Raw genomic sequence first — 13,988 nt, forward strand, 5'->3', positions numbered from 1 at the left:
AGTACCCGGGGCCTGACGCGGCAGAATGACGAAATCCAGCAGGCGGCCACCGCTGTCAATGAAATGACTGCGGCAGTCGAGGAAGTGGCGCGCAACGCCGTGTCGACCTCCGAGGCCTCTAAAGCCGCGACCGAAGACGCCGCTCATGGCCGCAGTCAGGTCGACCATACGCTCATGGGCATCAGCACCATGGTGGAAGAGATCACCGAGTCGACCGAGACGGTGACCGAACTGGCCGGGCACATTCGAGAAGTCAGCAAGGTACTGGACGTGATCCGCAGCATCGCCGAACAGACCAACCTGCTGGCGCTCAACGCTGCCATCGAAGCCGCCCGTGCTGGCGAACAGGGGCGCGGGTTTGCGGTGGTGGCCGATGAAGTGCGCGCGCTCGCCCACCGCACCCAAGCCTCGACCGTAGAAATCGAAGGCATGATCAGTACCGTGCAATCGGGCGCTAATGGGGCCGTCACTGCCATGGGCAAGAGCCTGTCGCTGGCCACCAACACCCAGGAACTGGCCCAGAGCGCGGGGGCGGCGCTGGAGAAGATTACAGACAGGGTCGTCACCATCAACGAGCGCAATCTAGTGATCGCTTCGGCGTCCGAAGAACAGGCCCAAGTCGCCCGTGAGGTGGACCGTAATCTGCTAAACATCCAGGACCTCTCGACCCAGACCGCTGCTGGTGCCAACCAGACCAGCGCCTCCAGCCAGGAACTGTCGCGGCTGGCCGTCTCCTTCAATGTCCTGGTAGCGCAGTTCAAGCTTTAAGGTCCTGAGGACGGCTTCACGTCGGCCACCGGCCCATGTCCATGGGCATCACCAGAGTATCTATATGTACAACAAGTGCCTTGATACTCTGGTTTCTGAACACTGTGACCTCCCCCTTGCAGCACGGCGCAGCACCTACAAGAAGCTGAATAAACGCAGTGCTTTGTATAAGATGGTATGGACGCCTCCCCCCCCCCCCCGGCAGCGGGCCGACCGCCCGGCGGGCAAAAGCGCGAGCAGTCGAGGTTGAAACCCTCACGCCTGTTCAGTCCCCGGCGCTTGAGCGCCAGCTTGAAGCGCCGCGCCAGCAGCTCGGCAAACAGCGCTTAGGCGCGCATCCGCGCGCCTAAGCGGATGTCATGCAGCGCGCTGAGGTCACCCCGGTCTTCCGACAGTTCTAAACTAGAGTTTGGCCGATTTTAGGGCCTGTTCCCGAGCTCGTTGGGCGAACTTGCTGGTGGCGCTGCGATGCAGAATTCGTCGGGGTGCGCCAGGCCTTAATGCTGTTTTTAGATCTTGACGCTGCCTACCCTGCATGCTAGGGAGTGCTATACTTCTTTCGGACTGCATGAAGTGTGCAACGTTCCCCAAGGGTACAGATACCGACTGCAAATCTCAGTTAACGGCTGCAGGACAGAGGAGGTCTACAGCAAACACGAGATGGGAGGTGTGGCGTGAATCGACACTATTACATCAGTGACAATCTCGACGATCTTGAAACCGTTGAAAATGAATTGGAAGCGAACGGCATCAATACCGAACAAATTCATGTACTCAGTGAAAAAGTTGCTGATGTTGAACAACATCACCTCCACGAGGTTAACTCGTTAATGAAACAAGATGTTGTTCACTCTGGCGAGATTGGTGCGGTGGTCGGTGTGCCACTCGCGGCGCTGGTCCTTGGCGGCGCCTATTGGCTGGGTTGGACCGAATCCGCCGCAGGCTGGGTGCCTTTTATCTTCCTTGCCATTGTTATATTGGGCTTCTGCATCTGGGAAGGCGGTTTTTTTGGTATCCAGGTGCCAAACACTCACTTCCGCAGTTTTAAACAGGTGGTAGAAGAGGGCAAACATATCTTCTTCGTGGATGTTGAGCCGGATCAGGAGTCGGTATTGGACCGGGTAATCGAACATTATCCAAGCCTGAAGATCGCCGGCACGGGAACGGCAGCCCCCCACTGGACAGTAGCCTGGCTGCACAAATGGCATCAGTTCAAGCGAGTGATATCGGGTTAGCCCCTGGAGGCTTAAAGCCATCCGGAAGTTACTTATTGGCCGAAGAAAATTACCCGACTGAGGAAAACATAGTCCGCCTCGGTGGCCATCAGCCCGACGAGCACCAGTAAACACAAAGGTGGCACCAATATGGCGTAGACCATGGCCAACCGCTCCCAGGCCATATGCATGAAGATGGAGACAATTAAACCTGCCTTCAACAACATGAGCGTGATAATCAGGGACCACCTAAGGTAGCCTTGGAAGTGAAAATAGTCGACAAGATACGACAGCGTGCTGAGGACGAATAACAGCCCCCAAATTTTAAGGTACAAACTAATTGGATGTTGCTGACCCTGAGAATGTGCCATCATCAGTGCTCCTCTTCAGAATCTGTTCACGATCTACTGCGCTCGGCCATGCTGCGTTAAAAATCATGAACAGTCTCTTAGACCTACCATAAATAGAAGAAAGCAAAAATAAACACCCACACCAAGTCCACGAAGTGCCAGTAAAGCCCGGCTATCTCGACGATCTGATAGTTTCCGGAGTGCTCATAATCTCCCCGCAATACTTTCAGCGCCACAATGGTGAGGTAGATGACGCCGATTGACACATGCAGTCCGTGAAAACCGGTAATCATGAAAAAGCTGGCACCAAATTGCGCCGCCCCCATGGGGTTCCCCCAGGGACGCACGCCTTCTGCGATGAGCTTGCTCCATTCAAATGCCTGCATGCCGACGAAGGTCGCACCTAAGGCTGCGGTCGCCAGCATCAGGGCAGTGGTTTTCGCGCGATCACGGCGATAGGCGAAATTAACTGCCATGGCCATGGTGCCGCTGCTACTGATCAGCACAAAGGTCATGATGGCGATCAGAATAAGAGGGATTTCTCTACCGCCGATCGTCAATGCGAACACTTCACTGGGGTTCGGCCAGGCGCTGGTGATGGTCATGCGTACCGACATGTAGCCGGTTAAAAAGCAGGTGAATACAAAAGTATCGCTGAGCAGGAATATCCACATCATCGCCTTGCCCCAGGGGACCTGCTTGAAAGCCTCCCTATCCGAGGACCAGTCGCTGGCGATGCCCTGCCATCCCGGTGCAGGCGGCGAGCTTGGTGGATTGGATGAACTGGACTCGCCTGGGGCTGGTGGGTGCGATGCCATGGCTTTTCACCTCAGGCCGCAGAATCTGGCGATGGCTTCATAGGTTGCCGGCGTGCTGGTCAGCAGAGCGAATAGCACGAACCAAAGACCCAGTAAGTAATGCCAATAGATGGCACAGAGCTCTACGCTGGCGCTGAGTTGCGGCAACGGCACGTGATGCAGGAATTTAGCGACGGTTCTGCTCCAGGCTATCAGGCCGCCCAGCAGGTGGAACCCATGCAGGCCGGTCAACAGGTAGAAGAAGCTGTTGGCCGGATTGCTGGCGACAAAGTAGCCCCAGGCGACAAACTGCTGCCAGACCCAGAGTTGTCCCGTCAGAAAGGCAATTGCAAATACGCCCCCCAATGCAAAGCCAATGACAGTTGCGCCCAGTCGAGCCTGTCGGGCGGCCATACGCGACCACTGCAGTGCGATGCAACTGAATACCAGAAAAGCCGAATTCAGCCATAGCTGCCATAGATTGGCTAACGGCGCCAAGGGCTCTGTCAGGGGTAGCCAGTCGGCCATTTGTGAGCGCTCGATAAAGGCGATCAGGAAGAGAAAGAATAACGAGCTCACCGCGGCCAGAAACAAGCGCAGGCCTATTCTTGCGGTTTGGCTTCTATCGGCACCCTCGGAGGCCTGAATACCCTCAGGATCGCGACTCCAACTGCCGCCGGGGTCAGCGCCGTCGGCGTTTCTCAATAGCGATCTGTTCATGTTTTAACGTCCGCTATCCTGGTTCCGGCACTGAGTTGCCGCATCTGCTCCAGCTCCTCGGCGGAGACCGTTTGCGGAACGAAATCCTGTTCTATCCCCGGCACACTGTAGTCATAGGCCCAGCGATGCACGACCGGCAGCTTCGCTCCCCAGTTACCGTGTATCGGCGGGGTGTTCGGCGTTTGCCATTCCAGACTGGCCGCGCCCCAGGGATTACTGCCTGCGGGCTTGCCTTTAAATACACTCCAGGCCAGGTTGAACAGGAACAGCAGTTGGGAAACGCCGACGATCAATGCGACCACCGTAATGAAGGCATTCAAATCTTGCGCCGACTGCGGGATAAAGGCGTAGTTTTCATAGGCGTAGTAGCGGCGTGGCATGCCCTGGAAACCCAGGTAGTGCATGGGGAAGAAGATGGCGTAGGTGCCCAGAAAGGTAATCCAGAAATGCAGCTTGCCCAGGATGTCGTTCGTCATGCGCCCGGTTACTTTCGGGAACCAATGATAAATTCCGCCGAACACCACCAGTACCGGTGCGACACCCATGACCATATGAAAATGGGCCACGACGAAATAGGTGTCCTCGAGCGGAATATCCACGATCACATTGCCGAGAAACAACCCGGTCAGACCGCCGACCAGGAAGGTGACGATAAAGGCCAAGGCAAACAGCATCGGCACGGTCAGATGGATGTCGCCCCGCCACAGGGTCAGCACCCAGTTGTAGACTTTCAGTGCGGTCGGTACCGCGATGATCAAGGTGGTGGTGGCGAAGAAAAAGCCAAAGTACGGGTTCATTCCGCTGACATACATATGGTGCGCCCAGACCACAAAGCTGAGTACGCCAATCGCAATAATGGCCCACACCATCATTCGGTAGCCGAAGATACTTTTACGCGCATGCGTGCTGATCAAGTCGGAGACCAGACCAAACGCGGGGAGAGCAACGATGTAGACTTCCGGGTGGCCGAAGAACCAGAATAGATGCTGGAATAATATTGGGCTGCCACCTTGGTGATCGAGGTGCTGCCCCAGCGAGATGATCGCCGGCATAAAAAAGCTGGTGCCCAACAGCTTGTCAAACAGCATCATGACCGCACTGACAAACAACGCAGGGAAGGCCAGCAAGGCCATAATCGAGGCCATGAAGATTCCCCATACGGAGAGCGGCATGCGAAACAATGTCATGCCGTGCGTGCGCGCCTGCAACACCGTGGTTACGTAGTTCAACCCGCCCATGGTGGTTGCGACGATAAAAATCGTCAGTGAGACGAGCATCAGTACGATGCCCCACTCGGTCCCCGGTGTCCCCCGAGTAATGGACTGTGGCGGATAGAGCGTCCAGCCCGCACCGGTGGGGCCGCCAGGGACAAAGAAACCGGCGAGCAACACCAGTACCGCTAGCAGGTAGAACCAGTAACTCAGCATGTTGACATAGGGGAAGACCATGTCGCGGGCGCCCACCATCAGTGGGATCAGATAGTTGCCGAAGCCACCCAGAAACAAGGCCGTCAGCAAATAAATGACCATGATCATGCCGTGCATGGTCATCGCCTGATAGTAAGTACTGGCGTCCATGAACCCCAAACTCCCGGGGAAGCCTATCTGCATGCGCATCAAGTCGGACAACACCACGGCTATAAGACCCACGAATATAGCCGTCAAGGAATATTGAATGGCTATGACCTTGTGGTCCTGACTCCAGATATATTTGGTCAGGAAACTTTTGGGTTCGTGCAGTGCTTCTGTTTCGGCTTGCTCCGCATAGGCCATCACGTCATCCTCCTGCTGAAGTTTCGGTGTATTTCTGGCTGCTTTACGGCTACTTTCCTGGCTCCGCCTTGCTCGCATCAGCGTCGGCATTCGCTTTGGATTTGATAAAAGCGATCAGTGCGTTCAACTCCTTATCGCTCGGCGCAAAGGTAGGCATGACGGGTGCATAGCCCTTGACGATTTTGGCGTTAGGCTTAAGAACCGATTCTTTTATATAGTCCTCATCGACCTTTATCCTCGTATCGTCGTCAAGGGTTTCTGTCTTGCCATACAGGCCCTGCCAGCTGGGGCCAACGCCCTTACTGCCATCGACACTGTGGCAGGCCAGACAGCCGAACGACTGGGCCAGCCGCTGTCCCTGCGCCGCCAGGTCGTCACCTGGGCCCGACGCTCCGCTGGCAGAAAGTTCATCGCCTTGCCGCGCAGTACCCAGTGATTTGATCAGGGCGACGAGAGCACCCAGTTCATCTTCATTGAGAGTATAGGCCACCATGACCGGCGGGTAGCCCTGTACCCGTCGGGCCTTCGGATCGAGGATCGACGCTTTCAGATAGGCCTCATCGACCAGCACACTGGTGCCATCGGCAAGCTGTTCAGTGCGGCCGTACAGCCCCTTCCATCCCGGGCCGAGACTGGCACTGCCATCCTGGCTATGGCAGGCACTGCAGCCGTGCTTTTCGACCAACAGGCGGCCTTTTTCCAGCACGCTGTCCCGACTGGGCTTGGCAGCTGTCGTTAGTGTCTGCGCAAAGGTCGGTTGGTTGCTCAGCCATTGATCGAAGGCGTCCTGTTCTTCCACGATCATATGGCCGCGCATGTTGTAATGCCCTACGCCACAATATTCAGCGCAAAGGACTTCATATTTCCCGGTTTTAGTTGGCGTAAACCAAAAGTACGACACCATCCCTGGCACCATATCCATCTTGCTGCGCATTTGCGGTACATCGAAATTGTGCAGCACATCTTTAGAGCGCAGTAAAACTTTTACCGGGCGATCGAGCGGAAGGTGAACTTCATTGTTGCTTATAAGCACATCGTCCTGCCCAGCAGGATCCTTGGGATCAAGGCCGAAGGGATTGGTGGAATCAACAAATTTAATATCCGATCTGCCCAGCTTCCCGTCTTGGCCGGGAAAACGAAAGGCCCACTGCCACTGCTGGGCGACCACTTCAAGTTCATAAGCTTTTTTCGGCACCCGGATGAAATCACTGTAAACAACCAGACCTGGCGCCAACAACCCGACAATACCTACCGAGGTAACGATAACTAACCATAATTCCAACTTTTTATTGTCTGGCTGGTAGGCCGCCTTGGCCCCCTCCTTGTGACGATAACGCATCACGGCTACCGCCATAAATACCGTGACGGCGATGAAAAATATTCCGGTAATAATCAGGGTGATGAACAGGGTGGTGTCTATTGACCCCCAGTTGGAAGCTGCCGGTGTCGCCTGCCAAGGCGCTAATATGTTGAACAGCACTGATGCAACAACGATTAGAATCAAGATAATTGCTATTGCCATTTTCTCTTCATCCTATTCCTGTTGCTCATTGGTTATGCAAAAGCATCACCACTAAACAGCATCGTCAAATTAATATTAATCTGACGCCCAAGCAGGGTAGACAAGTACCACCAATCCAGGCAGCAAAGTCAGCAAGAAGTATAGCGCATGGACGGAACAAGCGCTTTTTCTGAAAAACCTGATGCCCAGATATTCCAATTCCAATATTAAGTTAGGGGAACTCTGAAAAAATTTTCCAAATCTGATGAAATACGTTTATCCCGTCACACGAGCTTTTCCGATGAAGCAGATGACCTTCGCCGACGCCGAGTATGCCGGTAAGCTTAAGCAGACCGCAGAGAGAACTGTTCCTGATCGAGATGGATCGGGTAGTGCCGTGGAAAGGCTTGATCGCCCTGATCGAGCCCCACTACCCCAAGGGTGAAGGCGGTCGTCCGGCGTATCCACTGATGGCGATGCTGCGTGTGCATCTGATGCAAAACTGGTTCGGCTAGCGTCCATGAAGCTGCTCGGGATGTTGCCCGTCGCATCGCCGCCCCGGAGTATCAGCGCTGTCGTGACAAGCGCAAAAAAGTCGAAATGCTGTTCGCCCACCTCAAACTAACCCAATAACAGAGCCGCAAAGGTCAACGAAGGGCCGAAAAACCACTCAATGTGGTGAGTAGGTTCTCCGGTGGTGGTCGTGCCTGAGTTCAGGCGATCTGAAAATCCGACTTTTTCAACAGAATCGGCCGTTTTCTGCCGATCGGGATCTGCAACAGTCCCCCCCGAACCATTTCGTCTTCGGTGCGCCGTGCCCAGTCTTCAGAGTCGCGTTTTGTACGGAAGGTTTTGGAAACGGTCGGCCATCCATTTTTTCGAATGACTGCTTTCCAGGTGCCTGAGGGGTTTTTACGAGGGTTGCCATACGCTCTCCGAGGGAAGATCGGTACGGACTGTACCGAAACTGTACCTCGGGAACATCTGATCACGGCGTCAAAAGCAGCAAGTAGGCTGCAGCCCTTGTTTTGTATGGTGGGCCCAGTAGGACTCGAACCTACGACCAAGGGATTATGAGTCCCCTGCTCTAACCAACTGAGCTATAGGCCCTCAGTAGGTGGCGGATTATAGCGACGGTTTCCCGGCTGTGCTATCCGAATAGTCCGAAAGATTCATACGAAGAAACGTCGCGCAGAATTCTTCGGCGCGCAGTGGCAGGCTGACGATGAAGCCCTGGATTTGTTCGCAGCCTTCCAGCGCGAGGAATTCCTGTTGTTCCGGGGTTTCTACGCCTTCGGCGATGACGGTCAGTTGCATGCTGCGTCCTAGGGCGATGATGGCGCGCACGATGGCGGCGTCATGGGGGTCGTCGGGCAGGCCGCGGACGAAGGATTGGTCGATTTTGAGGATGTCCAGCGGCAAGCGTTTGAGGTAGCTGAGGGAGGAGTAACCGGTGCCGAAGTCATCAATGGCGAGTTGGACGCCAAGTTTTTTCAGTTTGTGCAGCACGGCGAGCGCTTCTTCGGCCTGGCTCATGATGAAGTTTTCGGTGATTTCCAGTTGCAGGCAGCCGGGGCGGAGGTCGCATTCTTTGAGCAGTTGTTCTATGCGCAAGAGCAGGGTGGGTTGGCGTAGCTGCGCACCGGCCAGGTTCACTGAGAGTGGTCCGAATGGTTTGTAGGTTTTGTTCCAGTCGCGCATTTGGCGGCAGGCTTTTTCCAGCACCCAATCGCCAATCTGCAGGATCATGCCGTTTTCTTCAGCCAGAGGAATGAAGTGCTCGGGCGGCACGTCGCCAAAGGTCGGGTGACGCCAGCGAATCAGTGCTTCAGCGCCCACCAGTCGTTGCGACAGCAGGCTGAGTTTTGGCTGATAGCAAAGGCTTAGCTCGTTGCGCTCGATGGCGCGTCTGAGTTCATGCTCCAGCGCGATTCGCTCGCTGGCCTGTGCGGTGAGGTCGCGGGTATAGCTTTCAACCCGGTTGCGTCCTTTGGCTTTGGAGCGGTACATCGCGGCGTCAGCATTTTTGACCAGCGTGGCGACATCGCAGCCATCGGCAGGGAACAGGCTGGTGCCAATGCTCGCGCTGATGAAGAACTCATGCTCGCCCGCCTGAAACGGCGCGTTGAAGCATGCCAGCAGTTTGTTCGCGACGGTTTCCGCGTCGTTGGCATGCAGCAGGCCGGGCAGCAGGATGATGAATTCATCGCCGCCCAGGCGCGCGACGGTGTCGACATCGCGCAACTGGTCTTTGAGGCGCAGGGCGATGCCTTTGAGCAGCAGATCGCCCACAGGATGACCGAGGCTGTCGTTGATGTGTTTGAAGCGGTCCAGGTCAAGGAATAGCACCGCGCCCTGGCCGCATGCTTCCTGACTTTGATTGAGCGCGGCTTGCAGGCGACTTTCGAACAAGGTGCGATTGGGCAGGCCGGTCAATGGATCGTGGTGTGCCTGATAGTCGAGGCGCGCTTGCGCATGCTTGATGCTGGAAATATCGGCGAACACCGCGACAAAGTGGGTGATGACCCGCGCTGGGTTGCGCACCGCGCTGATCGTGAGCCAGCTTGGGTAAAGCTCTCCGCTTTTGCGCCGATTACTGATTTCGCCTTGCCAATGCCCTTCGGCCGTCAGTTGGTACCACATGGCGGCATAAAAGGCGCTGTCATGCTGGCCTGAGGCGAGCAGGCGCGGAGTCTGGCCGAGCGCTTCCAGTTCGCTGTAGCCGGTGATTTCAGTGAATGCGCGGTTCACTGCGTTGATTTTCTGCCGGGTGTCGGTGATCAATACGCCTTCGGCCGTGCTTTCGAACACCGTGGCGGCCAGTTGCAGTTTTTCCTGCATTTGGTGGCGTTCGGTGATGTCGCGCGCGATGGTCAATATGCAATCTTCACCGCCGATTGGTAGCGGTCTCGCGGAAATTTCACACAGCCTGACCTGACCGTCCCTACGGCGAATATGACTGCTGAAGTCGCGAACAAAACCATCGCGTTTGAGCGCTTCGATAATTTGGTTGCGTTCTTTCAGGTCGACCCAGATGCCCAGGTCGAGGGTCGAGCGATCCAGGGACAGTGCGCTCTGGTAGCCGGTGATCCGGCTGAAACCTTCATTGACCTCTACCAGCACGCCATCACGTTGACGGGTGATGAGCAGGCCGTCGGGTGAGGAGTGAAAGGCCTTGGCGAATTTCTCCTCGGATATTTGCAGTTGCTGCTGGGCCTCCTTGAGCGGGCTGATGTCGCGCACCACCACCACCAGGGCGGGTGTCGAATCGAGGTCGAAGTGTTCGGCCGAGATCAGGCCGGTGAACATACGCCCGTCAATGCGCCGAAAGGGCATTTCCAGATTGCGAATGCTGCCGCTCTGCAAGCGCATCAGCAGGCTTGGGCCGATACCGGGGATACCCCAGATATTGAGCTCGGTCGCGGTTTTGCCGATGACCTGATCCGCACTGAGGCCGATCTGTTCTTCAAACGCTTTGTTGGCTTCGAGTACGCAGCCGTCGGACAGGCGAGCAATCACCAGAATGTCCGGGCATTGCTTGAACACTGAGGCAAACTTCTCTTCGGACAGGCGCAGAGCGTCTTCGGTCTGTTTGGTTTCGCTGATGTCGATCATCAATCCGCGCATTACCGACTCGCGGCCATGTTCGATGAGGCTGACGATATCGCGCACCCAGAGGGTCTTGCCGTCGGCCCGGATGACACGATAGTCGAGGCTGTGGTCCCGGCTGAGGCGGGTCTCCTGATCGCAAAATCGTTCCGCCTGTCGGATGTCTGCCGGGTGCATGATGCTGCGTCGGAAGCCGGGTCTGAGCCAATGGGTCAACGGATAGCCGAGCAGGTTTTCTGCGTGGGGGGACACATAGCTATAGGTGTAATCACTCACGCTCGCTTCCCAGGCGATGGCCGAAAGGCTCTCGACCAGCCCGCGATAATGGTATTCGCTGCTGCGTAGCTCTTGTTCAAGGGCGACCCGGCGCGATATCTCCGAGCTCAATCGGCGATTGATGCGAATGACCACGGCGAGCACGGTGGACAGCAACAGCAGCCCCGGAAGTCCATAGAACAGAAAATCCTGCCATAACTTTGGGTGATCGAGTACGCCACCTACCCAGCGCTCCTGAATGCTGTTGATTTCCGACGGGCTTAGATCTGCGAGGACTTTGTCCAGGATGCCGATCAGCATTTTCTGATCACGCGGGACGGCCATCGCCAGTTGATAGCGATAGGGCGTGGTACCGCTTACGTAGATGCCCTCAAGCTTGAGCTGGCGCAAGCTCCAGACGCTGGAAGCCAGATCGCCCACAACGGCATCCACCTCGTCCGAGGCCAAGGCCTGCAGGGCGGAACCGACGTTTGGCAGAGCGACGAGATTAAGGTCCGGGTGATGGGTGTGCAGGAATTCGTGAGGTGCGTAGTTTTCGACGATGGCGACTTTGAGACCGTAAAGTTCTTGCAGGTTGTGCGGGTGTGCGCCGCCTTCATGGGCAAGAATAACAATCGGAAAATCCAGATAGGGGCGGGTGAACGATAGATAGCGCTGTCGCTCTGGTGTTGACATGATGCCGGGCAGTAAATCTATCTCGCCAAGTTTGGCTTTGTTTAAAACCTCATTCCAGCTGACTGTCTCGATCGGTTGTAATGTGATGGCGAGACGCTTTTCGATCAGTACGACATATTCCGCCGCAAGCCCCTGATAACGCCCTTGTTCATCACGAAACTCAAAGGGCGGCCAGGTGGCGTCGACGCCCAGGCGAAGCTCTTTGTGTGAACCAAGCCAGCCTTTTTCCTCGTCCGAAAGGGTCAGGGCGTTAGCCGTTACTGTCGCGCCGATCATGTAAAAGAAAATAATGGCCGGCAGTCGTGACATGGCAGCCTCAATTTGGCAGTAGGGGATGAATCGAGTGTAGACGGGCGTAGAAGCGGGAGGGAGGGCGATGGAAAAACTTAATTCTGCACAATGCAAAACCCCCGGCAGGGCCGGGGGTTTTGTTATTACGTGCTGACTTACTCGTCAAGGAACGAGCGCAGATGCTCGCTTCTCGTCGGGTGGCGCAACTTGCGTAGCGCCTTGGCTTCGATCTGACGAATCCGCTCACGGGTTACGTCAAATTGCTTACCGACCTCTTCAAGCGTGTGGTCGGTATTCATGTCGATGCCAAAGCGCATGCGCAGAACCTTGGCTTCACGAGCGGTAAGGCCCGAGAGCACTTCGCGTGTCGCTTCCTTGAGACTTTCGACCGTGGCGACATCGATTGGCGACTGCATGGTCGAGTCTTCGATGAAGTCACCCAGGTGCGAATCTTCGTCGTCACCGATCGGGGTTTCCATGGAGATCGGCTCTTTAGCGATCTTCAATACCTTGCGGATTTTATCCTCAGGCATTTCCATGCGTTCGCCCAGCTCTTCCGGGGTCGGTTCACGACCCATTTCCTGCAACATCTGCCGGGAAATACGGTTGAGCTTGTTGATCGTCTCGATCATGTGCACCGGAATACGGATGGTGCGGGCCTGGTCGGCGATCGAGCGGGTAATCGCTTGACGGATCCACCAGGTGGCATAAGTCGAGAACTTGTAACCACGACGGTATTCGAACTTGTCCACCGCTTTCATCAAGCCGATGTTGCCTTCCTGGATCAGATCGAGGAATTGCAAGCCACGGTTGGTGTACTTCTTGGCGATGGAGATCACCAGACGCAAGTTCGCTTCAACCATCTCTTTCTTCGCGCGACGGGCCTTGGCCTCGCCGATCGACATGCGACGGTTGATGTCCTTGATCTCGGAAATCTTCAAACCTGTTTCGGTTTCAAGCGCGGTCAGCTTTTGCTGGCAACGCTGGATATCGGCTTGCAGGCGGCCAATGGCTTCAGCGTATTTGCTTTTGCCTTTAGCCAGCGCATCGGTCCAGCTCTCGTCGACTTCGTTGCCAGGGAACTGGCGAAGGAAATCGGCGCGCGGCATACGTGCATCACGTACACACAGCTGCATGATGGCGCGTTCCTGAGCACGCAAGCGGTCAAGTGCACTGCGAACACGCTCGACCAGGCCTTCAAACTGTTTAGGAACCAGTTTGATCGGCATGAACAGCTCAGCCAGCGCCACCAGTTCGGCGATTGCCTGCTTGCTGCCACGACCGTGCTTCTTCAACGCCTTGCGAGTGATTTCCATTTGATCGGAAACCGCACCGAAGCGCTGCTGAGCGATGATCGGATCAGGGCCGCTTTCGACTTCGTCCTCGTCCTCGGTCGCCTCAGCTGTTTCTTCCTCTTCGTCGTCGCCATCAGCTGGCTTCGCCGTTTTCGGATCCACAGGCGGTGGCACTTCGGCAGGCGGCGCAATGCCGTCGTCCGGGTCGATATAACCGCTCAGAACGTCAGAAAGGCGTCCACCTTCGGTTGTGACACGTGTGTACTCGGAGAGAATATGGTCAACCGTGCCAGGGAAGTGCGCAATTGCGCCCATCACTTCACGGATGCCCTCTTCGATACGCTTGGCGATTTCAATTTCGCCTTCACGGGTCAGAAGCTCGACCGTGCCCATTTCGCGCATATACATGCGCACCGGGTCGGTGGTGCGACCAATGTCGGTTTCCACTGCCGCCAACGCTGCGGCCGCTTCTTCTGCGGCTGCCTCGTCGGTGTCAGCTTCGGCCAACAAAAGGGCATCCGCATCCGGGGCACTCTCGAATACGTTGATCCCCATGTCGTTAATCATGCGGATGATGTCTTCCACCTGTTCCGGATCTGAAATATCCTCCGGCAGGTGGTCGTTGACCTCCGCGTAAGTCAGGTAACCCTGCTCACGACCGCGGCTGATCAACTCTTTGAGGCGAGACTGCTGTTGCGCTTTTCCGGACATAACACCCTA

The 13,988-nt window shown here is 56.0% G+C and carries 8 protein-coding genes, 1 tRNA gene and 3 pseudogenes; 3 read left to right on the forward strand and 9 right to left on the reverse strand.

Annotated elements, in window-relative coordinates:
- Nucleotides 1-168: 168 nt before the first annotated feature.
- A pseudogene (locus AC1MEE_RS27890) lies at nucleotides 169-768 on the forward strand (methyl-accepting chemotaxis protein); the annotation flags it as partial.
- A gap of 203 nt (nucleotides 769-971) precedes the next feature.
- Here the strand turns inward: AC1MEE_RS27890 and AC1MEE_RS27895 are convergent.
- Nucleotides 972-1,133: pseudogene (locus AC1MEE_RS27895) on the reverse strand (PA0069 family radical SAM protein); the annotation flags it as partial.
- A gap of 309 nt (nucleotides 1,134-1,442) precedes the next feature.
- On the opposite strand from AC1MEE_RS27895, the gene AC1MEE_RS27900 reads away from it, so the two are divergent.
- Complete coding sequence (locus tag AC1MEE_RS27900) at nucleotides 1,443-2,003, forward strand: magnesium transporter (protein ID WP_480412695.1); 561 nt, start codon at nucleotides 1,443-1,445, stop codon at nucleotides 2,001-2,003.
- A gap of 32 nt (nucleotides 2,004-2,035) precedes the next feature.
- Here AC1MEE_RS27900 and AC1MEE_RS27905 read toward each other — a convergent pair whose 3' ends face one another.
- From AC1MEE_RS27905 to AC1MEE_RS27925, 5 genes are all read right to left on the reverse strand, one after another.
- Nucleotides 2,036-2,353, reverse strand: coding sequence for a cytochrome C oxidase subunit IV family protein (locus AC1MEE_RS27905; RefSeq protein WP_480416361.1), 318 nt, complete (start codon nucleotides 2,351-2,353; stop codon nucleotides 2,036-2,038).
- An 83-nt stretch (nucleotides 2,354-2,436) separates the two neighbouring features.
- Nucleotides 2,437-3,150 (reverse strand): heme-copper oxidase subunit III family protein, encoded by a 714-nt coding sequence (locus tag AC1MEE_RS27910; RefSeq protein WP_480412696.1) that lies wholly within the window; start codon nucleotides 3,148-3,150, stop codon nucleotides 2,437-2,439.
- Nucleotides 3,151-3,156: 6 nt separating this feature from the next.
- On the reverse strand, nucleotides 3,157-3,849 hold the full coding sequence (locus AC1MEE_RS27915) for a cytochrome c oxidase subunit 3 (RefSeq protein ID WP_480412697.1): 693 nt from the start codon (nucleotides 3,847-3,849) through the stop codon (nucleotides 3,157-3,159).
- A complete protein-coding gene (gene ctaD, locus AC1MEE_RS27920; protein WP_480416362.1) occupies nucleotides 3,846-5,621 on the reverse strand; it encodes a cytochrome c oxidase subunit I in 1,776 nt (591 codons plus the stop codon). Before ctaD ends, AC1MEE_RS27915 begins: the two co-directional genes overlap by 4 nt.
- 49 nt (nucleotides 5,622-5,670) lie before the next feature.
- Nucleotides 5,671-7,143 (reverse strand): c-type cytochrome, encoded by a 1,473-nt coding sequence (locus tag AC1MEE_RS27925; RefSeq protein ID WP_480412698.1) that lies wholly within the window; start codon nucleotides 7,141-7,143, stop codon nucleotides 5,671-5,673.
- A gap of 280 nt (nucleotides 7,144-7,423) precedes the next feature.
- Here AC1MEE_RS27925 and AC1MEE_RS27930 point away from each other — a divergent pair.
- Nucleotides 7,424-7,634: pseudogene (locus AC1MEE_RS27930) on the forward strand (transposase); the annotation flags it as partial.
- Between the two features lie 521 nt (nucleotides 7,635-8,155).
- Here AC1MEE_RS27930 and AC1MEE_RS27935 read toward each other — a convergent pair.
- The 3 genes from AC1MEE_RS27935 to rpoD all read right to left on the reverse strand — a co-directional run bounded on the left by AC1MEE_RS27935 (nucleotide 8,156) and on the right by rpoD (nucleotide 13,979).
- Nucleotides 8,156-8,232 (reverse strand) — tRNA-Ile (locus AC1MEE_RS27935).
- Between the two features lie 15 nt (nucleotides 8,233-8,247).
- Nucleotides 8,248-11,991: a bifunctional diguanylate cyclase/phosphodiesterase gene (locus AC1MEE_RS27940; RefSeq protein ID WP_480412699.1), complete on the reverse strand. Its 3,744-nt coding sequence runs from the start codon at nucleotides 11,989-11,991 to the stop codon at nucleotides 8,248-8,250.
- A gap of 137 nt (nucleotides 11,992-12,128) precedes the next feature.
- A complete protein-coding gene (gene rpoD / locus AC1MEE_RS27945) occupies nucleotides 12,129-13,979 on the reverse strand; it encodes an RNA polymerase sigma factor RpoD (RefSeq protein WP_480412700.1) in 1,851 nt (616 codons plus the stop codon).
- Nucleotides 13,980-13,988 lie beyond the last annotated feature (9 nt).

The sequence above is a fragment of the Pseudomonas sp. ASL3 genome (assembly GCF_056680425.1).